This window comes from Burkholderia sp. NFPP32 (assembly GCF_900119325.1).
Classification (GTDB): domain Bacteria; phylum Pseudomonadota; class Gammaproteobacteria; order Burkholderiales; family Burkholderiaceae; genus Burkholderia; species Burkholderia pyrrocinia_C.
This window is the reverse complement of record NZ_FPJP01000020.1, coordinates 36,876-60,340: the sequence shown is the minus strand read 5'-3', so window position 1 is coordinate 60,340 and position 23,465 is coordinate 36,876. Positions and strand designations below refer to the sequence as shown.

The 23,465-nt window shown below is 67.0% G+C and carries 24 protein-coding genes and 1 tRNA gene; 16 read left to right on the top strand and 9 right to left on the bottom strand.

The window, feature by feature from the left end:
* Positions 1 to 76: 76 nt before the first annotated feature.
* A complete protein-coding gene (locus BT264_RS28695; protein WP_034183920.1) occupies positions 77 to 769 on the bottom strand; it encodes a dienelactone hydrolase family protein in 693 nt (230 codons plus the stop codon).
* Positions 770 to 1,015: 246 nt separating this feature from the next.
* On the opposite strand from BT264_RS28695, the gene BT264_RS28690 reads away from it, so the two are divergent.
* Both BT264_RS28690 and BT264_RS28685 read left to right on the top strand, forming a co-directional pair.
* Positions 1,016 to 2,095, top strand: a complete 1,080-nt coding sequence (locus BT264_RS28690; RefSeq protein ID WP_072443134.1) for an NAD(P)H-dependent flavin oxidoreductase — start codon at positions 1,016 to 1,018, stop codon at positions 2,093 to 2,095.
* Between the two features lie 443 nt (positions 2,096 to 2,538).
* Positions 2,539 to 3,681 (top strand): branched-chain amino acid ABC transporter substrate-binding protein, encoded by a 1,143-nt coding sequence (locus BT264_RS28685; protein ID WP_034183922.1) that lies wholly within the window; start codon positions 2,539 to 2,541, stop codon positions 3,679 to 3,681.
* Between the two features lie 85 nt (positions 3,682 to 3,766).
* Here the strand turns inward: BT264_RS28685 and BT264_RS28680 are convergent, their stop codons facing one another.
* A complete protein-coding gene (locus tag BT264_RS28680) occupies positions 3,767 to 4,984 on the bottom strand; it encodes an MFS transporter (protein WP_072443136.1) in 1,218 nt (405 codons plus the stop codon).
* Positions 4,985 to 5,277: 293 nt separating this feature from the next.
* Here BT264_RS28680 and BT264_RS28675 point away from each other — a divergent pair, with 293 nt between their 5' ends.
* The 3 genes from BT264_RS28675 (at position 5,278) to BT264_RS28665 (ending at position 7,985) form a co-directional block, all read left to right on the top strand.
* Positions 5,278 to 5,937, top strand: a complete 660-nt coding sequence (locus tag BT264_RS28675) for a HugZ family pyridoxamine 5'-phosphate oxidase (RefSeq protein WP_072443223.1) — start codon at positions 5,278 to 5,280, stop codon at positions 5,935 to 5,937.
* A 355-nt stretch (positions 5,938 to 6,292) separates the two neighbouring features.
* Positions 6,293 to 6,586: an H-NS histone family protein gene (locus BT264_RS28670; RefSeq protein WP_034183924.1), complete on the top strand. Its 294-nt coding sequence runs from the start codon at positions 6,293 to 6,295 to the stop codon at positions 6,584 to 6,586.
* Positions 6,587 to 6,827: 241 nt separating this feature from the next.
* Positions 6,828 to 7,985, top strand: coding sequence for a cation diffusion facilitator family transporter (locus tag BT264_RS28665; RefSeq protein ID WP_072443138.1), 1,158 nt, complete (start codon positions 6,828 to 6,830; stop codon positions 7,983 to 7,985).
* A 42-nt stretch (positions 7,986 to 8,027) separates the two neighbouring features.
* Here the strand turns inward: BT264_RS28665 and BT264_RS28660 are convergent, their stop codons facing one another.
* The 3 genes from BT264_RS28660 to BT264_RS28650 all read right to left on the bottom strand — a co-directional run bounded on the left by BT264_RS28660 (position 8,028) and on the right by BT264_RS28650 (position 9,878).
* Positions 8,028 to 8,498 (bottom strand): Lrp/AsnC family transcriptional regulator, encoded by a 471-nt coding sequence (locus BT264_RS28660; RefSeq protein WP_006477376.1) that lies wholly within the window; start codon positions 8,496 to 8,498, stop codon positions 8,028 to 8,030.
* A 79-nt stretch (positions 8,499 to 8,577) separates the two neighbouring features.
* On the bottom strand, positions 8,578 to 9,237 hold the full coding sequence (locus BT264_RS28655; protein WP_034183926.1) for a 3'-5' exonuclease family protein: 660 nt from the start codon (positions 9,235 to 9,237) through the stop codon (positions 8,578 to 8,580).
* Positions 9,234 to 9,878 carry an MBL fold metallo-hydrolase gene (locus BT264_RS28650; protein ID WP_072443140.1) on the bottom strand — a complete coding sequence of 215 codons (645 nt, stop codon included), beginning with the start codon at positions 9,876 to 9,878 and terminating at the stop codon, positions 9,234 to 9,236. Before BT264_RS28650 ends, BT264_RS28655 begins: the two co-directional genes overlap by 4 nt.
* 655 nt (positions 9,879 to 10,533) lie before the next feature.
* On the opposite strand from BT264_RS28650, the gene BT264_RS28645 reads away from it, so the two are divergent.
* Positions 10,534 to 11,145, top strand: coding sequence for a septal ring lytic transglycosylase RlpA family protein (locus tag BT264_RS28645; RefSeq protein ID WP_072443142.1), 612 nt, complete (start codon positions 10,534 to 10,536; stop codon positions 11,143 to 11,145).
* 78 nt (positions 11,146 to 11,223) lie between these two features.
* On the opposite strand, the gene rsmI is transcribed toward BT264_RS28645, so the two are convergent.
* Positions 11,224 to 12,102: a 16S rRNA (cytidine(1402)-2'-O)-methyltransferase gene (gene rsmI / locus BT264_RS28640; protein ID WP_072443144.1), complete on the bottom strand. Its 879-nt coding sequence runs from the start codon at positions 12,100 to 12,102 to the stop codon at positions 11,224 to 11,226.
* A 46-nt stretch (positions 12,103 to 12,148) separates the two neighbouring features.
* On the opposite strand from rsmI, the gene BT264_RS28635 reads away from it, so the two are divergent.
* The 9 genes from BT264_RS28635 to BT264_RS28595 all read left to right on the top strand — a co-directional run bounded on the left by BT264_RS28635 (position 12,149) and on the right by BT264_RS28595 (position 18,540).
* Positions 12,149 to 12,577 carry a YraN family protein gene (locus BT264_RS28635; protein WP_177318417.1) on the top strand — a complete coding sequence of 143 codons (429 nt, stop codon included), beginning with the start codon at positions 12,149 to 12,151 and terminating at the stop codon, positions 12,575 to 12,577.
* Positions 12,578 to 12,703: 126 nt separating this feature from the next.
* A complete protein-coding gene (locus BT264_RS28630; RefSeq protein WP_072443148.1) occupies positions 12,704 to 13,285 on the top strand; it encodes an SIS domain-containing protein in 582 nt (193 codons plus the stop codon).
* Positions 13,286 to 13,302: 17 nt separating this feature from the next.
* Complete coding sequence (locus tag BT264_RS28625; protein WP_072443225.1) at positions 13,303 to 14,103, top strand: BON domain-containing protein; 801 nt, start codon at positions 13,303 to 13,305, stop codon at positions 14,101 to 14,103.
* Positions 14,100 to 14,453 (top strand): c-type cytochrome, encoded by a 354-nt coding sequence (locus BT264_RS28620; RefSeq protein WP_072443150.1) that lies wholly within the window; start codon positions 14,100 to 14,102, stop codon positions 14,451 to 14,453. Before BT264_RS28625 ends, BT264_RS28620 begins: the two co-directional genes overlap by 4 nt.
* Positions 14,454 to 14,519: 66 nt before the next feature.
* A tRNA-Ala gene (locus BT264_RS28615) sits at positions 14,520 to 14,595 on the top strand.
* Positions 14,596 to 14,742: 147 nt separating this feature from the next.
* Entirely contained in the window at positions 14,743 to 15,237 is a 495-nt protein-coding gene (locus tag BT264_RS28610) for a hypothetical protein (RefSeq protein ID WP_072443152.1), read from the top strand.
* Between the two features lie 111 nt (positions 15,238 to 15,348).
* On the top strand, positions 15,349 to 15,999 hold the full coding sequence (locus tag BT264_RS28605) for a PspA/IM30 family protein (protein WP_256260724.1): 651 nt from the start codon (positions 15,349 to 15,351) through the stop codon (positions 15,997 to 15,999).
* A gap of 33 nt (positions 16,000 to 16,032) precedes the next feature.
* Positions 16,033 to 16,692, top strand: a complete 660-nt coding sequence (locus BT264_RS28600; protein ID WP_072443156.1) for a YqiJ family protein — start codon at positions 16,033 to 16,035, stop codon at positions 16,690 to 16,692.
* A 90-nt stretch (positions 16,693 to 16,782) separates the two neighbouring features.
* Complete coding sequence (locus BT264_RS28595) at positions 16,783 to 18,540, top strand: flotillin family protein (RefSeq protein WP_110281406.1); 1,758 nt, start codon at positions 16,783 to 16,785, stop codon at positions 18,538 to 18,540.
* Between the two features lie 66 nt (positions 18,541 to 18,606).
* Here BT264_RS28595 and BT264_RS28590 read toward each other — a convergent pair whose 3' ends face one another.
* From BT264_RS28590 to BT264_RS28580, 3 genes are all read right to left on the bottom strand, one after another.
* Complete coding sequence (locus BT264_RS28590; RefSeq protein WP_072443227.1) at positions 18,607 to 20,004, bottom strand: enolase C-terminal domain-like protein; 1,398 nt, start codon at positions 20,002 to 20,004, stop codon at positions 18,607 to 18,609.
* A 62-nt stretch (positions 20,005 to 20,066) separates the two neighbouring features.
* Entirely contained in the window at positions 20,067 to 21,407 is a 1,341-nt protein-coding gene (locus BT264_RS28585) for an MFS transporter (RefSeq protein WP_072443159.1), read from the bottom strand.
* A gap of 203 nt (positions 21,408 to 21,610) precedes the next feature.
* Positions 21,611 to 22,597 carry a LysR family transcriptional regulator gene (locus BT264_RS28580; RefSeq protein ID WP_072443161.1) on the bottom strand — a complete coding sequence of 329 codons (987 nt, stop codon included), beginning with the start codon at positions 22,595 to 22,597 and terminating at the stop codon, positions 21,611 to 21,613.
* A 40-nt stretch (positions 22,598 to 22,637) separates the two neighbouring features.
* On the opposite strand from BT264_RS28580, the gene BT264_RS28575 reads away from it, so the two are divergent.
* The gene (locus tag BT264_RS28575; protein WP_072443163.1) at positions 22,638 to 23,369 is read left to right on the top strand and encodes a glutathione S-transferase family protein; all 732 of its coding nucleotides are present in this window, start codon (positions 22,638 to 22,640) and stop codon (positions 23,367 to 23,369) included.
* Positions 23,370 to 23,465: the final 96 nt, after the last annotated feature.

Below are 23,465 nucleotides of genomic sequence, written 5' to 3'. Positions count from 1 at the left end.
TCACCCCCGTTGTGACTCGTGGCGATGAAGGGAGAATAACGCGGGCCCGGCGCGATGGGCCCGCGGCGGGGCGTTTTTACAGGTGCTCGGCGAGGAACGTCAGCGTACGGCCGTGCGCGAGCGCCGCCGCGCGCTGGTTGTACGACGCGCGATCGGTGCAATTGAAGCCGTGCTCGGCGCCCGGATACACGTGGAACGATGCGTGGCCGCGGCCGGCGAACGCGGCCTTGACTTGATCGACGGCCGCGAGCGGGATCCCGTGGTCGTTTTCCGCGTAGTGGAACAGGATCGGCTGCGTGACCTTGCCGGCCAGGTCGAGCGCGTTCTGGATGCCGCCGCCGTAATAGGCGACCGCCGCGTCGAGCTTGCCGGCCGCGGCCGCACGGTACGCGAGCTGGCCGCCGAAGCAGTAGCCGATCGCGGCGAGCTTGCCGGCCACTTCGGGGCGCGCGCGCAACGCGTCGGCCGCCGCGCCGATGTCCGCGACCGCGAGACCGACGTCGGTCTTTTTCAACAATTCGATGCCCTTGTCGCGATCCGCGCCTTCGTAGGTCAGTTCGACGCGCGGCTGCGTGCGCCAGAACACGTCCGGCGCGAGCGCGACGTAGCCGTCGGCCGCGTACTGGTCGGCGACCGCGCGGATGTGCGAGTTCACGCCGAAGATCTCCTGGATGATGATGACGGCAGGGCCCTTGCCGCGCTTGGGCAGCGCGAGATAGCCGCCGAAGCTGTCGTTACCGGTCGGGATGTCGATCCATTGGGCAGTCACGTTTTGAACTCCTGGCGAACGGGGTGCGCCGCGCGCGCCCCGGGTGGAATAGGGCGGCCTAGTGTGCCACCAATCGTCTGGTGTTGCAGCGCACGCGCAACGCGCGCGCCTGCTGCGCCCGCCCGCTTCTCGCGCAGCGATCGTTTCGATCTCGATTATTCATTTTTCGGCGGTGAGCCGCTTCGATAGAGTCGATATGCCGGCTTTTACAAAGCGCTTTCGCGCATCGTTATCGAAGGATTCGTCATGCCTGCCCGTCCGTATTCCACACCCTTTTCCGAACGCTTCGGCCTGCGCCTGCCGCTCGTGCAGGCGCCGATGGTCGGTGCGACCACGGCCGCGATGGTCGCCGCCGCATCGAACGCCGGTGCGCTCGGCAGCCTCGGCGCCGGCGCGTTCGAGCCGGATCGTCTCGCGACCGAAGTCGCGGCGATCCGCGCGGCGACCGATCGCCCGTTCGCGGTCAACCTGTTCGTGCTGCCGGACGCCGCGCCCGACGCGGCGACCGTCGCGCGCGCACTCGCGGCGATCGACCCGCTGAACGCGACGCTCGGGCTGCCGCCGGGCGCCGCGCCCGCGCGCTACGCGCCCGACTTCCGCGCACAGCTCGATGCGCTCGTGTCGCTGCGCGTGCCGGTCGCGAGCTTCACGTTCGGCGTGCTCGACGCGGCCGACGTCGCACGCCTGAAGGCCGCCGGCACCTATGTGATCGGCACCGCGACGCACGTGGCCGAAGGGCTCGCGTGGCAGGCGGCCGGCGCCGACGCGCTGTCCGCGCAGGGCGCCGAGGCGGGTGGTCATCGCGGCACGTTCATCGGCGCCGCCGAAGACGCGCTGATCGGCACGTTCGCGCTCGTGCCGCAGCTCGTCGACGCGACGGGCCTGCCCGTACTCGCCGCGGGCGGCATCATGGACGGCCGCGGGATCGCGGCCGCGCTCGCGCTCGGCGCACAGGGCGCGCAACTCGGCACCGCGTTCCTCACCTGCACGGAAAGCGCGATCGCGGCGGACTGGAAGGCACGCTTGCTGGCGAGCGCGGATACGTCGACGCAGGTCACGCGCGCGATCACCGGCCGCCATGCGCGCGGGTTGCGCAATACGCTGATGGCGCGGCTCGGCGAACGCGTGGCCGACGCCGCGCCGTACCCGGTGCAGAACGCGCTGACGCAGCCGCTGCGCCAGGCCGCCGCGCGCGCGAACGACGGCGACTACCTGTCGCTGTGGGCCGGGCAGGGCGCGCCGCTTGCACGGCGGCGCGACGATGCGCTGACGACGTCGCAGCTCGTCGCTGCGCTCGACGCCGAATGGCGCGCGTCGACGGCCTGAACGGGGCGTTTCATCGACCGTCTGAACCATTCGTATCGAACGACGAAACGCGCGTGTTGTCACGCGCGTTTCATTCAATGATCACGGGCACAAAATACCGAATCGAAATGCCCCGGGAATCCTTTGAAGCGACCTTTCGGCAAGCCGCCGAAAATTAGCGGAAACCCTTATCCGGCGTGGCTTGCGGCGACTTTCGAGTCATCATTCCGAAGTGCGCATATCGGTAGTGTTACCACTACCCCAAAAAAGTCCCACAAATTAATTTGATCACCTACACTTGCGCGCAAGTACGGACGGGCGGTTGCTAAAAGCGGCTGTTTACACGTGCTTGAGGCCAAGTGCATAAACGATGCAACCGGCGAATCGTCCAGTGATTGCAAACACAGGGATGGCAGCGGGGCACCGGGCGATGGCGTTTATTGGGACCGAAACTGGAGACTTACATGAATATCAAAATGCAGAAGCTGTTGCCGATCACCGCAGCGGCGATGCTGTGCGTTGCAGCTGCAAGCAACGCTGCCGCCGATCAAGTCGTCAAGATCGGCCACGTCGCGCCCTTGACGGGCGGCATTGCACACCTGGGCAAGGACAACGAAAACGGTGCGCGTCTCGCAGTCGAGGAGATCAACGCGAAGGGTCTCACGGTCGGCGGCCAGAAAATCACGCTGCAACTCGACCCGCAGGATGACGCGGCCGACCCGCGGCAGGCCACGCAGGTTGCGCAGAAGCTCGTCGACGACAAGGTCGTCGCCGTCATCGGCCACCTGAACTCGGGCACGTCGATCCCGGCCTCGAAGATCTACAGCGATGCGGGCATCGTGCAGATCTCGCCGTCGGCGACCAACCCGGCCTACACGCAGCAAGGCTTCAAGACCACGTACCGCGTGGTGGCAACCGACGCGCAGCAGGGCCCGGCACTCGCGAACTACGCGCACTCGAAGGGCATCAAGAGCGTGGCGGTGGTCGACGATTCGACCGCATACGGCCAGGGTCTCGCGAACGAGTTCGAGAAGAAGGCGAAGGCGCTCGGCCTGAAGGTGATGTCGCACGACGCGACGAACGACAAGGCGGTCGACTTCCGTGCGATTCTGACCAAGATCAAGGGTGAGAATCCGGACGCGATCATGTACGGCGGCATGGACGCCACCGGCGGCCCGTTCGCGAAACAGGCGAAGCAGCTCGGCCTGCGCGCGAAGATCCTCGCGGGCGACGGCGTTTGCACGGAAAAGCTGGCCGACCTGGCCGGCGACGCGACCGACAACGTCGTGTGCTCGGAAGCCGGTGCTTCGCTCGAGAAGATGCCGGGCGGCGGCGCGTTCAAGGCGAAGTACGAGAAGCGCTTCGGCCAGCCGATCCAGATCTACGCACCGTTCACGTATGACGCCGTGTACATCGTCGCCGACGCGATGAAGCGCGCGAACTCGGCGGACCCGGCGAAGATTCTCGCGGCGATGCCGGCGACGAACTACACGGGCGTGATCGGCACGACGACCTTCGACTCGAAGGGCGACCTGCAGCACGGCGTGATCTCGCTGTACAACTACAAGGGCGGCAAGAAGTCGCTGCTCGACGAAGTGAAGATGTAACGCAACAGGCGGTCAACAGTAGGGGCGAAAGCGCGCATGCGGCAACGCATGCGCGCTTTCTTTTTGGCCGACGGGCGCGATGCCGTCAGATCTTCAGGTGCGCGAGCACCTTCGGCGCGACGGCCGCGACGAGCGCCGCGCACAGCGCGACGACCGACAGGCCGATCGTCAGGTTCGCGGCCTGCGCGACCGCGCCGATCACGACCGGACCGAACAGCAGTCCGAAATACGCAAGCCCGGCCACATGCGCGAGCCCTTCGGCCGCGTGGATGCCTTTTACGCGCGCGGCGGCCGCGAACAGCACGGGCATCATGTTCGCGAGGCCGAGGCCCATCAGCGTGAAGCCGGTCAGCACGGTGACCGGATAGGGCAGCAGCAGCGCGCCGATCATCCCCGCGCACGCGAGCGACGCGCTCGCGAACACGAGTTGCGGCGCGCCGAAGCGGGCGCGCACGGCGTCGCCCGCGAAGCGCGCGATGGCCATCCCGCCCGAGAACGCCGCGTACGCGGCGCTTGCGAGAGCGGGGCTCGCCGCGACGACGTCGCGCATGTAGACCGTCGCCCAGTCGTACATCGCGCCTTCGGCGATCAGCGCGACGAGCGCGATGCCGCCGAGCATCCACAGCGCGGGCGAGCGCCAGCGGTTGCCGCCGCCGTGCGCGTGTTCGTGGTGCGGCACATGCGGCAGCACGGCCGGGCTCGCGGCCACGAGCACCGCGGCGCTCGCCGCCGCCGCGAGCGCGAGATGCGCGGCCGGCGCCATGCCGGCCGACAGCAGCGCGCCGCCGGCCGCCGCGCCCGACATCCCGCCGATGCTGAACATGCCGTGCAGCGACGACATGATCGGCTTGCCGAGCGCGATCTCGACCGCGCTGGCCTCGGCGTTCATCGCGACGTCGAGCGTCGCCATCGAGAAGCCGAACAGCGCGAGCACGCCGAGCAGCATCCAGTAGTCGGGCACGACGAGGATCAGCGCCGCGCACGCGGACATCACGAGCCCGCCGGCGAGGCACGCGGTGCGCGAGCCGACGCGCGCGATCCAGCGCGCGATGGTCAGCATCGCGGCGATCGAGCCGCCGGCGACCGCGAACAGCGCGATCGACAGCAGCCCGGGGCTCAGCGCGAACTTGTCGCGCACGGTCGGCACGTGTACGCCCCACGACGCGTACATCATGCCGGCGACGAAGAACAGCGCCATCGACGCCGTGCGCGCACGCTGGCGGGCCGGGAGCGGCAGCACGCGATGCGCGTCGGGCGGCGCGGCGAACGGGGACGACGATTCGGGGGAGGCGGATTCGGACACGGAAGGCTCGTCAAAGGATGCGCGGACGCACGCGGCGTCCGTTGGAATCGTCCGATTCTATCGAACCGCTTACGATCCTGCCGGGCGCTGCCCGTTCGGTGGATGATCCGGCGAACCGGCGAACCGGCGAACCGGCGAACCGGCGAACCGGTCACGTCGCGGAAGCGCGCCGTCCGTCCGGTGCCTGGCGCCGTATCGGCCGTTCGGCCGATACGCGGCGCGCGGCGCCCGCGAGTAACATCGAAGCGCACGCGGCGTGCCCGAAGCGCCGCCCTTCGACCGCAGGAGTCCTCTTGAACATCGATCCCGCCTTCGCCCTGCATCTGCTGCACCGCTGCGCGCTCGGCACGCTTGCCACCCATGCGCGCGATCCGCAGGGCTTCCCGTATCCGACGGTCGTCCCGTTTGCACCCGATGCAAGCCATCGGCCCGTGATTCTCGTGAGCGGCCTCGCCGAACACACGCGCAATCTCGCCGCCGATCCCCGCGCGGGCTTCCTCGTCGTCGATGCGCCCGACGGCGACGTGCTGAACGCCGAACGCGCGACGCTGCTCGGCCGCTTCGTGCCGCTCGGCGACGATCCGCACGTCACCGCGCGATACCTGCGCTACGAGCCGGACGCCGCGCGTTATCTCGCGCTCGGCGATTTCACGTTCCGGGCGCTCGATATCGAGCGGCTGCGCTATATCGGCGGCTTCGGGCGCATGGGCTGGGTCGACGGCACGCATCTCGATGCGCTGCCGCCGCTCGGGTTCGACGAGGAGCAGGCACTGTGGGACGCATATGATGCCGGCGATGCGCGCCGCGACGGGCTCGACCTGCTCGGCGTCGATCACCACGGCGCCGACTGGCGGTGCGACGGCCGCCGCGTACGCACGCCGTTCGACGCGCCGCTGGCCGATGCCGGCGAACTGCGCGACCGGCTGATCGCATGCGCGCGGGATGTGGCGTGACGTCGCGGATTGACGGTTTGTCCATTTGGCAAGTCGCACCATCCGATTTTCACAAACCTGTCGTCCTATGAAAGCTTTGATTTTTTGTATGCAGGGTAATTGCGTATATTGATAGATCTAATCGGCAATCGCTAATGTCCTAATCTCTGTGTAGGAACGTAAAAATTTGAGAAAAGGCCGCGGCCGGTCAAAATGACATGTGCGAATTACAATTGATCTCGGGATTTTCATGAATCTCGCTTCTATCAAATCTTTTTTGTGCTAATCTCTGCCTTCGAAAATCCGAGGCACATATATTTCATGAATGGTGAGCTGGCTGCAGACCGGCGCCATTAGTCAGATAGAAAGGGAAACTATGTCTTCTTACAAGGACCTGCTGGCCCAGCGGGAGAAGCTGGAGAAGCAAATCGAAGAAGCGAAGTCGCGTGAATACGCTGAAGTGCTGAATGACGTGAAGCAGAAAATTGCCGACTACGGCTTTTCGCTCGCCGAACTCGGCCTCAACCGCGCGAAGGCAGGTAAGGTTGGCCGTCCGCGCGCTGGCGTGGCCGCGAAATACCGCGATCCGGAAACGGGCGCGACGTGGTCGGGCCGCGGCAAGCCGCCGCGCTGGATCGCCGGCAAGAACCGCGAACAGTTTGCGATTTAAACGTCCGTTTAAGTCGTCTGCCTCAAAAGAGCCGCGTGTCCGTTCAGGAGCGCGGCTTTTTTGTTTCCCGACACTCGTCGGTGCGCTGGGATTTGTCATGAAAATGTAACAATCCAGCGTGAATGAAAATGCGACACGTTCGTATAAGCGATTGATTTGAATGAGAAATTTGTTGATATTGGCGAGTCTCGCGGGGCGCTTTTGATAGAATTGCGTATCGCACACCGATATCTCATATTTCATGTCCACGTTTTCCGGCGACGCGCAAAGCGCAGATAAGCACGCAGTTGCGCGCAAGAGCACGCTCGTCAGTATTGTGCTGAATGTCGTGCTTGCGACATTTCAGATCGTCGTCGGCACGATTGCGCATTCGCAGGCGTTGATTGCCGACGGTGTGCATTCGATTTCCGATTTGATCTCGGATTTCGTCGTGTTGGTTGCGAATCGGCATAGCGGCGCATCGCCGGACGCCGACCACAATTACGGACACAGCCGCTACGAGACGGTCGCGTCGCTGTTTCTCGGCGCTATCCTGATTGCGGTCGGAATCGGCATGCTCTGGCGCGCCGGCGACCGCCTCGTTAATCTCGAAAACATCCCGGCCGTGCATTTTTCCGCACTGGTCGTCGCGCTGACGGTGCTCGTGTCGAAAGAAGCGCTGTTTCGCTACATGCTGCGCGAGGCGCGGCGCGTGCGCTCGGCGATGCTCGTCGCGAACGCATGGCATGCGCGTTCGGACGCCGCGTCGTCGCTCGTCGTCGCGATCGGCATCGTCGGCAGCCTGGCCGGCGTGCGGCTGCTCGACCCGATCGCGGCGGCGATCGTCGGCTTCATGGTTGCGCGGATGGGCTGGACGTTCGGCTATGACGCGCTGCAGGATCTGTCCGACCGCGCGCTCGACACGGCCGACACGGCCGAGATCCGCGCGCTGCTCGAGGCGACGCCCGGCGTGCGCGACGTGCACGACCTGCGTACGCGCAAGATGGGCGATGCCGCGCTCGTCGACGCGCACATCCTCGTCGATCCGAAGATCTCCGTGTCCGAAGGGCATTACATCGCCGAGACCGCACGCGCACGCGTGCTGACCGACCCGCGCGTGCTCGACGCGCTGATCCACGTCGACCCCGAGAACGACGCGGCGCGCCGTCCGGCGCTCGCGCTGCCGCCGCGCGGCGAGATCGCGGCGCGGCTCGAAGCCGCGCTCGCGCAGCGTGGGCTGCGCGCGGCGGCGATCAACCTGCATTACCTGAGTACCGGGCTCGAGATCGATGTGACGCTCGCGAGCGATCCGGGCGACACCGATGCGGCGCTGGCCGGCCGGCTCGACGCCGACGCGCTCAAGCGCGAGTTCGGCGCGCGCCGGATCGACTTCACGCGCGCGATGCCCACGCAGGCGTGACGCGATGCCTGCGAGCGCGGGCCGTCCGCACGGGGCCGCGCGTTACAGCGGCAGTTGCGTGTCGAACTTGATTTCGCGCAGCACGACGCTCGTGCGCACCTGCGACACGGCCGGGATCTTGAAGATGCGTTCGTGCAGGAACACGTCGTAGGCCTTGATGTCGGGCGCGACGATCTTGAGGATGTAATCGGCTTCGCCGGTCGTGCTGTAGCACTCGGTGACTTCGGGGCAGGTCGCGATCTCGCGCTCGAACTGCTCGACGCCGCCTTCGTTGTGGCGGGTCAGGTGCACGTGCGCGAGCGCGCACACGTGCAGGCCGAGCTTCTCGCGATCGAGCAGCGCCGTATAGCGCTGGATCACGCCCGACTGTTCCATGTCCTTGATGCGGCGCCAGCACGGCGTGCTCGACAGCCCGACCTGGTCGGAGATTTCCTGTACGGAACGGCGCGCGTCGAGCTGCAACAGGCGAAGGATTTTTTGCGAAAAGGAATCGAGCGTCACCTGCGCCTCCATGCGGCAGCTACAACACGCTGAATGTTAGAGGGCCGGGAAAGGAAAGGCAATCTGGCGTGGCGCTGTTGAGCGGGATTCGCTAATTTGCTCGCGGATCCGTGGGGTTTTGTCCTGTCCCCGCGTTTTCCGACCGATCGGTATCCGACACGGCGAGGCCCGCGAGCGCGGCTTGCTGCCGGCGCAGGTCGGCGAGCATGTTGCAGAACAGCGCGCCTTGCTCGATCGCGTCGTCGAGCGCGACGTGCGTATGCGGATGGTCGTCGAACCAGTGCTTCGGAAAGCGCGGCTTGATCGCCTTGCGGTACGGCAGGCCCGTCATCGCGAACGCGAGCGTCTTGATGTCGAGCGCCGACCACGAGAACGGGCAGCGCCCCGCGAAGCGCATCATGTACCAGAACATGAACGTGAAGTCGAAACCGGCCGGCATCGCGACGAACACGGGCTTGCCGGGCAGCGCCTCGACCCAGTCGACATATGCGACCAGCGCCGCCTCTGGCGCCTGCAGGTCGCGCCGGCACGCGGCCCACGCTTCGGGCTCCGTCTTCCACCATGCTTCCTGCACCGGATGCGCCTGTGCGCCCGGCAGCGTCTCGAGGTTCGCCGAGAACGTCGCGATCAACTGCTTGTCCTCGGTATAGGCGGCCGATGCGAAGCTCAGCATCGAGTGCGGGCCCGGAATCGGGCCGTCGGCCTCGACGTCGGTGCTGACGTAGATTTCCTGGATGGCGGTCTGGTTCATCCGAATACCTTGTCGGACACGAACGGGTTCGTGCGGCGCTCGTCGCCGAACGTCGACACCGGGCCGTGGCCCGGCACGAACGTTACGTCGTCGCCGAGCGGCCACAGTTTTTCCTTGATCGAACGGACAAGGTCTTCATGATTGCCGCGCGGGAAATCGGTACGGCCGATCGAGCCCGCAAACAGCACGTCGCCGACGATCGCGACGCGATGCGCGCGGCTGAAGAACACGACATGGCCGGGCGTGTGGCCCGGGCAGTGATAGACCTCGAGCGTTTCGTCGCCGAACCGCACGGTGTCGCCGTCGTTCAGCCAGCGATCCGGTTCGAAGGCTTCGGCGGCCGGAAAACCGAAGCGCTCGCTCTGCGTCGGCAGCTTCTCGATCCAGAAACGCTCTTCTTCCTGCGGCCCCTCGATCGGCACGCCGTAGCGCGTCGCGAGCGTCTTCGCGCCCGCGCAATGATCGATGTGCCCGTGCGTGAGCAGCACCTTCTCGACCTGCACGTTCTGCCGCGCGACTTCCTGTTCGATCCGGTCGAGATCGCCGCCCGGATCGACGACGGCGGCGCGGCCCGTCTTCTCGCAGACGAGCAGCGAGCAGTTCTGCTGGAACGGCGTGACCGGAATGAGCGTGACTTTCATGGAGGCACCGGCGGCTAAAAGGAGCGATTGTACCGGTCGCGCGCGCTGCCTGCCGCCCATGCGGCGCACCGCGCGACGCGCGTCTACGGGCAATCCCGGAGCATGTCGATTGTTACCGCCATAGTGAGAATCAATGGTCCGGCCGGGCCGCTTTTCGAGATGGCGTTTTGATTTATGTATAATGCGCCCCATTGCGCGTGAATTTCACGCAATTCGCTGGTGTTTCGACCCCGTTAAAAGAGGCGTCGAATTCACCGTCAAGCATCAGCCGCCGGGGAGTCCGGCGGTGTATCCAGCACCGAGCATTCGGTGCTCACGTCTTGTCCGGCCGGGTGCTGCGCGCCCGCCTGCGGTCCTGCTGCCGCGCCGCCGGATGAGGCCTGTGCCGCCGTTCCTGTGCGTTGGTCGTATCGACGCGCGCGAACGTGAAGCCATGTTCGATGGCGGCATGTGGGGTCTGGTCAGGCTGTTGGGGACAGGTTGCGCCAGACGTGAAAGCTAATCAGGACGGTTGCGGCATAGACGAAAGCCGCGCCCATGCTAGCCGCCTGCTCGCATTCGAGCGGGGCGTGCACGCATTTGCCGTCCGGGCCGCGTATGTGCGCTGTGAAACAGCGTCGTGAAGGAGCGGCCCGAACCAGAAGGCGACACGTCGATGAACGTACGATTTCCGAGTCGATTCGGGACCATTGCATTATTTTTTGCGCTGACGGGCTGTGCGGTGCCACCCAGCCAGACCACCGGAAGCGCGAACCAGAAGAACGCGGTCGACAAGACGGCCGCTGCCGCGAAGGCGGACAACAACAAGCAGCAACTGAATTTCGATTCCGCACTGGCGTCGATGCCGGCCGCGGACAGCAAGGACGCGAAGAAGCCGTCGCTGGCGGACGCCGAGCCGATCGACGGCAAGGATGTGTCCGACTTCCGCCAGACGGGGCGCGCCTCCTGGTACGGGAGGGATTTCCACGGCCGCCGCACTGCGAACGGCGAGCGTTTCAACATGAACGCGCTCACCGCCGCGCATCGCACGCTGCCGCTGTCGTCGTACATCAAGGTGACGAATTCGTCGACCGGCAAGTGGGTCGTCGTGAAGGTCAACGATCGCGGGCCGTTCAAGCGCGGCCGTGTGCTCGACCTGTCGTACGCGGCCGCCAAGGTGATCGGCCTCGTGCACGCCGGCACGGGCCGCGTGAAGATCGAAGGGCTGTCGCCGCAGGAAGCGCGCGACGCGCGCGACGAAATGCTCGCGTCGGTCTCGGCGAAGTAACGCGGCGGATCGTCCGCTCATGCACAAAGGGCTGCCTTCCGGCAGCCCTTTGTCGTTTCCGCGCGGCGCCGTCGCGCGTCAACCTTCCTTCAGCGCGAGCGCACGCGCATACAGCGTGTTGCGCGACGCGCCCGTCAGCGCGGCCGCGAGCTTGGCCGCGCTCTTCACCGGCACTTCTTCCAGCAGCAGCCTGAGCAGCGCGTCGTGCGCGGTGTCGTCGGCTTCGCCGCTCGCCGCCGGCGCGCCTTCGACGACCAGCACGAATTCGCCGCGCTGCCGGTTCGCATCGCCGGCGAGCCAGGTCTGTCCTTCGGCCAGGGTGCCCTGGAACAGTTGCTCGTGTAGCTTGGTGAGTTCGCGCGCGATCAGCAGCCGGCGCGCGGGGCCGAACGCGTCGGCGAGCGCAGCGACGGTTTCGGCGATCCGGTGCGGTGCTTCGTAGAACACCAGCGCGTACGGATGCGACACCAGCGCCTGCAACGCGGTCGCGCGCTGCCTGGCCTTCGGCGGCAGGAAGCCCGCGAACGTGAACGCGCCGGCCCAGCCGCCGGCCACGCTCAGCGCGGTCACGGCCGCGCTCGCGCCCGGCAGCGGGATCACCGCGAAGCCGGCCTCACGCACTGCGTCGACGAGCCGCGCGCCGGGGTCCGAAATACCGGGTGTGCCGGCGTCCGATACGTATGCCACGCGTTCGCCGGCGCGCAGCAGTTCGATCACGCGCTGCGCGGCTTCGCGTTCGTTGTGCTCGTGCGCGGCGACGAGCGGCTTCGAGATCCCGTAGCGGGCGAGCAGCTGGCCCGTGTTGCGGGTGTCTTCGGCCGCGATGCGGTCGACGAGGCCGAGCACGTGCAGCGCGCGCAGCGTGATGTCGGCGGTGTTGCCGATCGGCGTGGCGACCACGTAGAGTGCGGCGCTCGGGTAGTGCTGCGTATGCGCGAGTTCGAGGAGGGCAGTCATGGCAGGCAATGCGCGCAATCGCGGCGCAGGCGGAACAAGGACGGCATTGTGCCACGCGGCGCCGGCGCGGCCGGATGGCGTGCGCGGTTTGCCGCGCGCGGGCGACAACTTTTCCGGTGCGGCGCGATCCAAACCGGTCGGCGCGGCATTCGAGCAGCGTGCACGGCAGTTTCTCGAACGCCGCGGCCTCGTGTGCGTGGCGGCGAACGTGACGATGCGCGGCGGCGAGCTCGATCTCGTGATGCGCGAGCCCGACGGCATGCTCGTGTTCGTCGAAGTGCGCGCGCGGCGCAGTGTCCGGCATGGCGGCGCGGCCGCGAGCGTCGGCTGGCGCAAGCGGCGGCGCCTGGTTGCCGCGGCGCTCCAGTTCTGGGCGCGGCACGGTGACGGTGCCGCGTGCCGTTTCGACGTCGTCGCGTTCGAGGCCGGGCGGCTCGCGTGGCTGCGCGACGCATTTCGTACCGACGATGCGTAGCGGCGAGCTGTGACGAGATGTAAAGAGTTCTTGCCGGACCGCTGGAGAGGGTGCCGGAGTACGGTAAACTCGCCGCACCCACGATGTCGCGCGATGCGTGCCACGCGCCCAGTTCACCAGGAATCGATGTCAGTCGAACGTATTCAGCAACAATTTCGCGACAGCGCCGCGCTTCATGCCGAAGCGGCCGACGCGCTGTCGTTGCCGATCGCAGCCGCGGTCGACGCGATGTTCGCCGCGCTGGCGAACGGCAACAAGATCGTCGCGTGCGGCGACGGCCCGTCGGCCGCCGCCGCACACTATCTCGCGGTGTCGCTCGTCGGCGGCTTCGAGCGCGAGCGTCCGGGCCTGCCCGCGATCGCGCTGGCCACCGATGCGTCGCAGGCCGGCCTCGCGGGCGCGGCGGCGGGGCAACTGTTCGCGCAACAGGTGCGCGTGCTCGGCCAGACCGGCGACATCCTGCTGGTGCTCGACCCGACCGGCGCGTCGCCGCGCGTGCTGGCGGCCATCGGCGAAGCGCACGAGCGCGAGATGACCGTCGTCGCGCTGACGGGCGGCAACGGCCACGCGGTCGCGGCCGCGCTGTCCGACACCGATATTCCGATCAGTGTGCCCGCCGTTCGCGCGGCGCGCATCCACGAAGTCCATCTGCTGACCATCCACTGCCTGTGCGACGGCATCGACGCGATGCTGCTGGGTGAGGATTGAACGAAGGAGAGCCGTCGATGAATCAAAGCCGCGTCAAACAGACGCTCGTCAGAACCACGCTGCTCGCCGCGCTGACGGCGGGCCTCGCCGTGTCGCTGCAGGGCTGTGTGCTCGGGGTCGTGGGCGCAGCGGCCGGCGGCGGCGCGCTGATCGCGACCGATCGCCGTACGCTCGGTGCGCAGACGGAAGATCGCGAGATCCAGGTCAAGGCGCTTTCGCAGATCAACAACGGGCTGCCCGACCAGGCGCACGTGAACGTGACGGTGTTCAACCGCCGCGTGCTGCTGACGGGCGAAGTGCCGAACAATGCGTCGAAGCAGCGCGCCGAGGAAATCGTGCGCGGCATCAACAACGTGAACGGCATCGTCAACGAGCTGTCTGTCGAGCCGGCGGCGTCGCTGTCGTCGCGTGCGAACGACTCGTACCTCGAAGGGCGCGTGAAGTCCGAGCTGATCGCGACGAAGGGCATTTCGGCGAACTACTACAAGGTGGTCAGCGAGCGCGGCAACCTTTACCTGATGGGTCTCGTGACGGTCGACGAAGGCAATCGCGGCGCCGAAGCCGCGAGCCAGGTGCCGGGCGTCGAGAAGGTCGTGAAGGTGTTCCAGTACGTCAAGCCGCAGGATGCGCAGGCGCTGCAGGCCGCGTCGCCCGCGAGCGGCGCATCCGGCACGCAGGCTGCCGCCGCGCCGGCGGACACCGCGACGGTCGGTGCGGTGCCCGACGCGTCGGTGCAGTCCACGCCGCTGCAGCCGCCCGCGCCGATCTCGAATTCGTCGAACGTGCACCCGGGCAACCCGAAGGCACCGTCGCAATGAAGATCGTGCAGATGAAACAGTGGATGGTGCAGGGCGCCGCGGCCGCGGCGCTCGTGGCCGGCACGCTGGGCGCCGCGCATGCGGACGTCGGCGACGGCCTGAAGGTGGCGCGCGGCAACGCATGCATGGGCTGCCACGCGGTCGACCGCAAGCTGGTCGGCCCGTCGTTCAAGGATATCGCCGCCCGCTACAAGTCCGATCCGCAGGCCGTGGCGAAGCTGCAGAAGAAGGTGAAGGAAGGCGGCTCCGGCGTCTGGGGTGCAATTCCGATGCCTGCGCACCCGCGGATGAGCGATGCCGACGTCCGTTCGGTGGTCGAATGGGTGCTGGCTGGCGCGCCGTCAAAGTGACGCTTTATGGGTGCTGAAACCCCTATTGCCAAGCGCGGAAATGCGTGTGTATGATGGTCGACTGTTGGGGCGGTAGCTCAGCTGGGAGAGCGTCGCGTTCGCAATGCGAAGGTCGGGAGTTCGATCCTCCTCCGCTCCACCAACGGAATTCGAAGGGCTCGGTCGTAAGATCGGGCCCTTTTTGTTTTTGGCGACGCCGGCGCCTCGGATCTATCTCAAAATACAAACGTATACATTTGCATACGGACGCACTATGCTTTGAGCAATCGACTCGAAGGGGCTGAACGTCATGCAAACCGTATCGGTACGAATTCCAGAGGACGATCTCGCGTGGCTGGTCGAACTGCAACTGCCGGATGCGACGAGCCCGAGCGACAAGATTCGCGCGCTGATTGCCGACGCGCGCCGCCGGGGCAGGGGGGCACACGATTTCGTCCGTTGCGCGGCGCTGTTCAGGGAGCAGGTGCGGCCGGTGCTCGACGCGATCGACGCTTACGAACACGCCACGCACCAGCGCTCCGAAATCGTGACCCTGCTCGCGGCGCAACTCCCTGAACTTATGGCCAGCCTCGTGACGGCGGCGCCGCCGGGCAAGCCGATCGCCGAGGCTGCTGGCGAACTTGAAGCGCGGCTGACCGCGAAGAGCATGCGCTTGCTGCTCGGCATGCTGCGCCTTGCCGTGACCGGCAATCCCCCCGTCTATCAACCGGCCGTGCTCGATTCATACGTGCACGAGGTCAAGGAACTGGCGAACCTCATTCAGCCGGCGCAGGCAAATCCGTGAGCAGCCCGCGAAGCCGGCATCTGGTGGCCGGGCCGACCTGGCCCGCCTGAATCCCTGAAGGAGTGACAAGTCGTGACGACAGAACATTTCGGTATCCGGGTCAAAAGGCTGTTGACCGCGAACGTGCATGCGTTGATCGGTTCGCTGGAAAGCCGCATGCCGCAGGCCATCCTCGAGCAGTACCTGCGCGAATTCGACGACGTGATCGCACAGGCGCGGGTGGTGCTGGGGCGGCACGAAGCCGCGCGGTACCAGGCGGCCAAGGCGATCGCGCGCATCAACAACGAGATCGAGCGACTGAATGACCTGCTTGGCACCGCGCTCGCCCGGAACGACGATGCGGCCGTGCGTGCCGGTGCGGAACGGCAGATCGAACTGGAGGACCAACTCGGCGTGCTCCAGCTGTCGCTGCACGAGGCAAGCGAGCGCGCGCAGGTCGCCGAGGCCGACCTGCTGGGCGTGCGCGCGAAGCGGGCGGAGATGGAAGCGGGGCTGCGCGAGTTGATCTCGGCGCGGGCCGCCGCGCCCGGCGACGGCGAGCGCCGTACGGAGGGCGCCGACCCGAGGGCGGAGCAGCTCGAACAGGGTTTCAACCGGACGATGGCCGGCGCGACGGGGACGGCGGGGATGGGCACCAGTCCTTCGTCGGCCAATCCGTCGTTGTTGTATCGTCTCGAAACGCTGCACAAGGAACAGCGGATCGAGGAACGCGTCGCCCGCCTGAAGTCGCAACCCGGAACGCTGCCGGACGACATGTCCTGATGATTCGATTCCGAACCTGAGAGCAAAACGACAATGACTTCTTCACTGATGCTGCCGGGCAACGCACCGTTCGTCGTCGCGATTGCGCTAATGATCGTCATCGGGGTGCTGGAGTGCGTGTCGATGCTGCTGGGGCTGAGCCTGACTGAGCATGCGGGCAACTTGCTCGTCCTGCATTTCGGTCTCGACCACGCCGACGGCGGCCCCGACGCCAGCGTCGTCGGCCAGTTTCTCGGCTGGCTGCATGTCGGCCGGGTCCCGCTGCTGATTCTGCTGATCCTGTTCCTGCTCGGCTTTTCGGTTCTCGGGCTCGCCTTGCAGACGTCGCTGCAGGCCGTGGCGGGCTTCATGCTGCCCACCGCGTTGGCCGTGGGGCTGGCGACAGTCGCGGCACTGCCGTTCGTACGTCACACCGGCAAGTTCGTCGCGCGCTTTCTCCCGCAAAGCGAAACCACGGCGGTTTCCGAAGCCGATTTCATCGGCCGCACCGCGCGGATCGTCACCGGCGAAGCGTCGCTTGGCAATCCGGCCGAAGCGCGGCTCGTCGACGAACACGGTCAGCAGCACTACGTCCGGGTGGAGCCTGACGAGGCAGGCCGGGCCTTCGCGAAAGGCACGACGGTCCTGCTCGTGTCGCGTATTTCGGGTTCGCGCTATCACGCAATCGAAAACCCCCGGCCCGAACTGCTCTGAATCCCGTTTCGCCAGGCAGCCGCCGTTCCGGGCGGCGCGGGCTGGCGCACCTCGCTGTCACCATCCGTATATAGGAGTCGAACAAACATCATGATGAATGCACTCTCATTCTGGGGCGCTGTCGCATTGGCAGTGGTGGTGGGTATCTGCGTGATCGGCATGATTTTCGCGCGTCTATACGTGCGCGCGTCCGCGGAGCGAGCCTTCGTCCGCACCGGTCTCGGCGGGCAGAAGGTGATCATGAGCGGCGGCGCCGTGGTGCTGCCGGTGTTTCACGAGGTGATCCCGATCAACATGAACACGTTGAAGCTCGAAGTGAGCCGGGCGACGCGCGACAGCCTCATCACGAAGGACCGGATGCGCGTCGACGTGGTCGTCGCATTCTTTGTGCGGGTCGCACCGACCGAGGAAGGCGTGTCGACCGCGGCGCAGACGCTCGGCCAGCGCACGCTCGCGCCGGAAAATCTGCGCGCCCTCGTCGACGACAAGTTCGTCGATGCACTGCGCTCGACCGCTGCACAGATGACGATGCAGGACCTGCAAGATGCTCGCGAAAAATTCGTGCAGGGCGTGCAGAACACGGTCGCGGAAGATCTGACGAAGAACGGACTGGAGCTGGAAAGCGTGTCGCTGACCAATTTCAACCAGACGTCGAAGGAGTACTTCGATCCGAACAATGCGTTCGATGCCGAAGGCCTGACGAAGCTCACCCAGGAAACCGAGCGGCGCCGCAAGGAGCGCAACGAGGTCGAGCAGGACACTGAGGTGGCCGTGCGCGAAAAGAACCGCGACGCGCTCTCCCGCAAGCTCGAAATTGAGCAGCAAGAAGCGTTCATGAAGCTCGAGCAGGAGCAGCAGGTCAAGACGCGCTCGGCCGAACAGAACGCCCGTATTGCCGCGTTCGAGGCCGAGCGTCACCAGGAGGCGGAACAAAGCCGGATCGGCGCCGAGCGGCAGATCCAGGAATCCGAGATCCAGCGCGAGCAAGCGTTGCGCACCCGCAAGGTGGAAGCGGAACGCGAAGTGCGCGTGAAGGAGATCGAACAGACGCGGGTTACGCAGATGGCGGCGATCGAGCAGGCGAAAGTGACCGAAATTGCGCAGCAGGAGAAGGAGATCGTGATCGCAGAGAAGTCCGAGGCGCAATCGCAGGCGCAGGCTCGTGCGAATGCATCGCTCGCGGACGCGGTGCGTGCCGAGCAGCTGGTCGAGACGACGCGCAAGACCGCCGAGGCGGATCGCGCGAAACAGGTCGCGCTGATCGAAGCGTCCCAAGAGGCGGAAACGCAGGCGGTTCACATCACGACGCAGGCGCGGGCTGAACGGGACGCGGCCCAGATGCAGGCTGCCGCGATGGTTGAGCTGGCCGAGGCGGCGCGCAAGAAGGGGCTCGCGGAGGCCGAGGCACAGCGTGCTCTGAACGACGCGATCAACGCGCTGTCGTCGGATCAGACGAGCCTCAAATTCAAGCTCGCGCTGCTGCAGGCTCTACCGGGCGTGATTCAGCAGACCGTCGAGCCGATGAAGTCGATCGACGGCATCAAGATCATCCAGGTCGACGGGCTCAATCGCAACGGCGCAACGGACGGCGGCGCGCCGGCCGCGGCTGGGGGCAATCTGGCCGAGCAGGCGATGTCCGCGGCGTTGTCCTATCGCGCCCACGCACCGCTGATCGATTCGCTGCTCGGCGAAATCGGCCTGTCCGGCGGATCGCTGCAAGGAATGGTGCCGGCTGTCCATCCGAGCAAGCCGGCGGCGAGTCCCGTACCGGTGACGCACGCCGTACCGGTGGCGCACCCCGCACCAGCCGCCGCTGCTTCGCGCGAGGGCGGCGCCGAGACCGCATAACGCGGGTCAGCGGCGCATCGGCCGTCTGCCGGGCCGGCGGGAGCCTCTTGCTTCCGCCGGCCGCCGTCACCCCCGCCCGAAACTCGGCCGCTTCGGATCGTACGTCCACCCCGGCACGAGATAGCGCATTGCAACCGCGTCATCACGTGCGGTGCCGCCCACCTCGTTGTACAGCGCGTGCGCGGCCTCGACCTGCGCCATGTCGAGCTCGATCCCGAGCCCCGGCCGCTCCGGCACGGCCACCTTGCCGCCGACGATCGCGAGCGGCTCGCGCGTGAGCCGCGCGTCGCCTTCCTGCCAGATCCAATGTGTGTCGATCGCGGTGATCGTGCCGGGCGCGGCGGCCGCCGCATGCGTGAACATCGCGAGCGACACGTCGAAGTGGTTGTTCGAGTGCGAGCCCCACGTGAGCCCCCAGTCGCGGCACAGCTGCGCGAGCCGCACCGAGCCCTGCATCGTCCAGAAATGCGGGTCGGCGAGCGGAATGTCGACCGCCTGCAGCCGCACCGCGTGATCCATCTGCCGCCAGTCGGTCGCGATCATGTTGGTCGCGGTCGGAATGCTGGTCGCGCGGCGGAATTCGGCCATCACCTCGCGGCCCGAATAACCGCCTTCCGGCCCGCACGGATCCTCCGCGTACGCGAGCAGGTGGCCCTGGCCGCGGCACAGCGCGACGGCCTCGTCGAGCGACCATGCGCCGTTCGGGTCGAGCGTCGTGCGTGAGTTCGGGAAACGCGCCTTGATCGCCGCGATCGCTTCCATCTCGTCGGCACCGGCCATCACGCCGCCCTTCAGCTTGAAGTCGGCGAAGCCGTAGCGCTCGACCGCGGCCTCGGCCTGCCGCGCGATCGCGGCCGGCGTGAGCGCCGCTTCGTTGCGCAGCCGGAACCACGCGTCCGATGCGTGCGTTTCGTCGCGATACGGCAGATCGGTGCGGCGCCGGTCGCCGATGTAGAACAGATACGCGAGCATCGGCACCGCGTCGCGCTGCTGGCCTTCGCCGAGCAGCGCCGCGACCGGCACGTCGAGATGCTGGCCGAGCAGGTCGAGCAGCGCGGCCTCGATCGCGGTGATCACGTTGTCGAGCCGCAGGTTGATCTCGTGTGGCTGGCGCAGCACGGCTGCTTCGCCGGCCGACGTCACCTCGTGCCGGATCGTCCGGCCCGCACTCGCGCCCGCGCCGGACAGCGCCGCGCGCACTGCGTTGAGCGTCGCTTGGTAGCGTCCGATCGACTGGCCGATCACGAGATCCGTCATGCGCTCGAGCGCGTGGCGGATCCCTTCGCCGCCCGGCACCTCGCCGACGCCGGTATGCCCGCTGCTGTCGTCGAGGATCACGAGGTTGCGCGTGAAGCAGGGTGCGTGTGCGCCGCACAGGTTGAGCAGCATGCTGTCGCGGCCGGCGACGGGAATCACCTGCATGCGCGTGACGCGCGGGGTGCCGGCACGGCGGGATTCGGACATCGGTTCGCTCCTGGTTCCGGTGGCGCGCGGGCCGCCGGACGCGCCGGCGCGGCCCGCGCCGTTCAATGAAGCTCGACGCGGCGGATCTCGCCGACGACGAACAGGTAGCAGATCACCGCGACGAGCGCGTGCGCGACGACATAGACGAGCGCGCCGTTGAACGAGCCGCTGCGGTCGACGATATAGCCGATCGCGATCGGCGTCGTGATGCTCGACAGATTGCCGCACGTGTTGAGCAGCGCGCCACTCAGCCCCGCGATCTGGCGCGGCGCGGTGTCCGCGTTGACGGCCCAGCCGAGCGCGCCGAGCCCCTTGCCGAAGAACGACAGCGCCATGAACAGCACGACGAGCACGTGCGAATCGGTGTAGTTGCAGACGATCATCGACATCGACAGCAGCATGCCGAACACGATCGGCACCTTGCGCGCGACCGACAGCGACCGGCCCTGCTTGAGCAGCGCGTCGGATACGACGCCGCCGAGAATCCCGCCGAGGAACCCGCACACGGCCGGGATCGACGCGACGAGCCCCGCGTTGAGGATCGACATCCCGCGCGCCTGCACGAGATAGACCGGAAACCACGTGATGAAGAAATAGGTGAGCGCGTTGATGCAGTACTGCGCGACGTACACGCCGATAAGCATCCGGCTCTTCAGCAGCGCTTTCACGTGACGCATCGACGGGCCGCCGCCGTGCGCGCCCGTCGCCTGGTCGATGTTGACGAGCGCGCCGCCTTCGGCGAGGTAGTCGAGTTCCGCGCGATTGATGTTCGGGTGGTCCTTCGGGTCGTACATCGTGCGGTTCCACACCGCGACGAACGCGAAGCCGAGCACGCCCATCACCGCGAACACCGACTGCCAGCCGAACGCATGCACGAGCCAGCCCATCAGCGGCGCGAACACGACGGTCGCCGCGTACTGCGCGGCGTTGAAGATCGCCGACGCGGTGCCGCGCTCGGCGGCCGGGAACCACGCGGACACGATCCGGCTGTTGGCCGGAAACGACGGCGCCTCGGCCGCGCCGACCAGGAAGCGCAGCCCGAACAGCAGCGCGAACGCGGCCGCGCCGCCGAAGAAGCCGATCGCGCCCTGCAGCAGCGTGAACAGCGACCAGAAGAAGATGCTGAACGCATAGACGATGCGTGACCCGTAGCGGTCGAGCAGCCAGCCGCCCGGCAGTTGCGCGACCACGTACGACCAGCCGAACGCGGAGAAGATGAAGCCGATCTGCACGTGGCTCAGGTGCAGCGCGCGGGCGAGGCTTGGGCCGGCGATCGCGATCGCCGCGCGATCCGCGTAGTTGATCGTCGTGACTGCGAACAGGACGGCCAGCACGAGCCAGCGCACGCGTGTGCGCCGGGCCGTTGCCGACGCGGACGCCGGCAGCGCTTGAAGCGGATTCATGACTGTCTCCTCCGAAAGGCGGAAGGTTGCCGTCGTGCGGCAGGCGCATCGGGTGCGCGCGTTATGTGTTCAGGCGCCGCCGGCCAGGGGGCCGGGCGCCGGACGCCGATGCAGGCAGGGCGTCCGGGCCATTCTGTCATGTCGATATTTGCGCTTTCATGCCAATTGCTGACTTGATCGATTCAGCATTTGAATCGATCAAGTCATTCGATCGCTCGGGCATGCGCGTCGTCCGCCCCGACTCGATGATGGCGCGCCACGTGCCGCGCGAGAAACTCGACGGTGGTGCGCACGCCGGGCAACTGGCCGCGCCGGTGCGGCATCAGCAGCGTCGTCGTGACGGTGCCTGCCCGCCAGCCGGGCAGCACGCGTGCGAGCGCGCCGGACGCAAGCGCATCGCCTGCGATCCAGTCGGGCAGGCAAGCGATGCCGAGGCCGGCCGTCGCAGCCTGCAGCAGCAGAGTCGATTCGTCGGCCTGCAGCCGGATGCGCGGCGCCACTTCGACGGTGTCGCCGCCGCGCTGTAGCCGCCACGGCTGCTGACCCGGGTGGAGCCCGTCGTGCCGCGCGAGGTCGGCCGGCTCGTCCGGTACGCCGGCGCGCGCGAGATAGCCCGGCGACGCAACGATGATGATCGGCGACGTCGCGAGCGGCCGTTGCACGAGCGCGGAATCGGGGAGCGGGGCGAAATGGCTGCGCACCGCGATGTCGAAACCTTCCTGCGCGATGTCGACGAGGCGATCGCTCGCATGAATCTGCAGCAGCAGCTTCGGGTGCGCGATGGCCAGCGCCGGCAGGCATGGCGCGAGGATGTGCTGCGCAATCGGCACCGAACTCGTGATCCGCACGATGCCGGCCGGTTCGGCGGCCTGCCGCAGCACCGCGTCGCGCGCGCTTTCGGCCTCGATCACGGCCGCGCGCGCATGCTCGAAGAATTCGGCGCCCACCGGTGTCAGCCGGAAGCTGCGCGACGTCCGATGCACGAGCCGCGCGCCGAGCGTGCGTTCGAGCTCGGCAACGCGCTTGCTCACCGTCGATTTCGGCAAGTCGAGACGGCGCGCGGCCGCCGACATGCTGCCTGCGTCGACCGCCTGCACGAACAGATAAAGATCGTTCAGATTCACTGTCAGCGTCCACAAAAAGAAACGACGGGTTTCGATTCTAGCGGCTACCGCATCATCGTTCGCCATGGGAGCATGATCGCTCGTTCAACTTCCGCGGAATACCACGATGTCCCCGATCCTTCTCTACGGCATTCCCGCCGGCTGCTCGTTCGGCTCGATCGTCGCGCTCGAATGGGCCGGCCACCCGTACCGGCTGTCGCGCATCACGATGCCGGGCCTCGTGACGAGCGACGCGTTCCTCGCGCTGAACCCCGTCGCCGAGACGCCGGCGTTCGTGACCGCGAACGGCGACGTGCTGACCGAAAGCCTCGCGATCCTCGGCCACGTCGGCGCGCAGGCGCTCGACAGCGGCCTCGCGTTCCGCCAGGGCAGCGCGGATTTCGACCGGCTGAACCGGATGCTGGCCTGGTTGAACACGACGTTCTTCAGCGCGTTCGGCGCGCTCTGGCATGTGTACGAACACGGCAGCGAAGGCGCCGAGAAAGCGGCCTTGCAGGCATACGGCCGCGGCAAGGTGCTGAAGGCACACCGGCATCTCGAAGCGCTGCTCGCGCAAGGCGAGGGCCCGTGGCTGCTGGGCGCGCGGCGCACGCTGGCCGACGCGTACTTCGCCGGGATCGCCCGCTGGGCCGACTATCACGCGGTGTTCGAGCGCGATGCGTTCCCGCGCATCGCCGCGCTGCGCGCGCGGCTCGCCGACGACGCGGGCGTGCACTTCGCGCACGCAGTCGAGGAAAACTTGCCGCTGTCGGCGTCGTCGGCGTTCGAAGGCCATGTCTCGCTCGACGACGTGCTCGCCAGCGCGCGCGGCCTGGCGATTCCGGCCCGGACGGTCTGACCGCGCAACGCGGTCGCCCAAAGGGCGGGATACGGGCGATATTTTTACCCGGGTGATATTGACATTCAATTTATACCCGGATAAAAATAACGCCAT

Coding starts and splice junctions, on each gene's coding strand:
- BT264_RS28575 (WP_072443163.1), top strand. CDS start 22,638: ATGTCCCCGATCCTTCTCTACGGCATTCCCGCCGGCTGCTCGTTCGGC.
- BT264_RS28685 (WP_034183922.1), top strand. CDS start 2,539: ATGAATATCAAAATGCAGAAGCTGTTGCCGATCACCGCAGCGGCGATG.
- BT264_RS28670 (WP_034183924.1), top strand. CDS start 6,293: ATGTCTTCTTACAAGGACCTGCTGGCCCAGCGGGAGAAGCTGGAGAAG.
- BT264_RS28690 (WP_072443134.1), top strand. CDS start 1,016: ATGCCTGCCCGTCCGTATTCCACACCCTTTTCCGAACGCTTCGGCCTG.
- BT264_RS28655 (WP_034183926.1), bottom strand. CDS start 9,237: ATGAACCAGACCGCCATCCAGGAAATCTACGTCAGCACCGACGTCGAG.
- BT264_RS28665 (WP_072443138.1), top strand. CDS start 6,828: ATGTCCACGTTTTCCGGCGACGCGCAAAGCGCAGATAAGCACGCAGTT.
- BT264_RS28660 (WP_006477376.1), bottom strand. CDS start 8,498: ATGGAGGCGCAGGTGACGCTCGATTCCTTTTCGCAAAAAATCCTTCGC.
- BT264_RS28590 (WP_072443227.1), bottom strand. CDS start 20,004: ATGTCCGAATCCCGCCGTGCCGGCACCCCGCGCGTCACGCGCATGCAG.
- BT264_RS28625 (WP_072443225.1), top strand. CDS start 13,303: ATGAATCAAAGCCGCGTCAAACAGACGCTCGTCAGAACCACGCTGCTC.
- BT264_RS28620 (WP_072443150.1), top strand. CDS start 14,100: ATGAAGATCGTGCAGATGAAACAGTGGATGGTGCAGGGCGCCGCGGCC.
- BT264_RS28630 (WP_072443148.1), top strand. CDS start 12,704: ATGTCAGTCGAACGTATTCAGCAACAATTTCGCGACAGCGCCGCGCTT.
- BT264_RS28650 (WP_072443140.1), bottom strand. CDS start 9,878: ATGAAAGTCACGCTCATTCCGGTCACGCCGTTCCAGCAGAACTGCTCG.
- BT264_RS28595 (WP_110281406.1), top strand. CDS start 16,783: ATGATGAATGCACTCTCATTCTGGGGCGCTGTCGCATTGGCAGTGGTG.
- BT264_RS28610 (WP_072443152.1), top strand. CDS start 14,743: ATGCAAACCGTATCGGTACGAATTCCAGAGGACGATCTCGCGTGGCTG.
- BT264_RS28585 (WP_072443159.1), bottom strand. CDS start 21,407: ATGAATCCGCTTCAAGCGCTGCCGGCGTCCGCGTCGGCAACGGCCCGG.
- BT264_RS28600 (WP_072443156.1), top strand. CDS start 16,033: ATGACTTCTTCACTGATGCTGCCGGGCAACGCACCGTTCGTCGTCGCG.
- rsmI (WP_072443144.1), bottom strand. CDS start 12,102: ATGACTGCCCTCCTCGAACTCGCGCATACGCAGCACTACCCGAGCGCC.
- BT264_RS28645 (WP_072443142.1), top strand. CDS start 10,534: ATGAACGTACGATTTCCGAGTCGATTCGGGACCATTGCATTATTTTTT.
- BT264_RS28580 (WP_072443161.1), bottom strand. CDS start 22,597: ATGGCGAACGATGATGCGGTAGCCGCTAGAATCGAAACCCGTCGTTTC.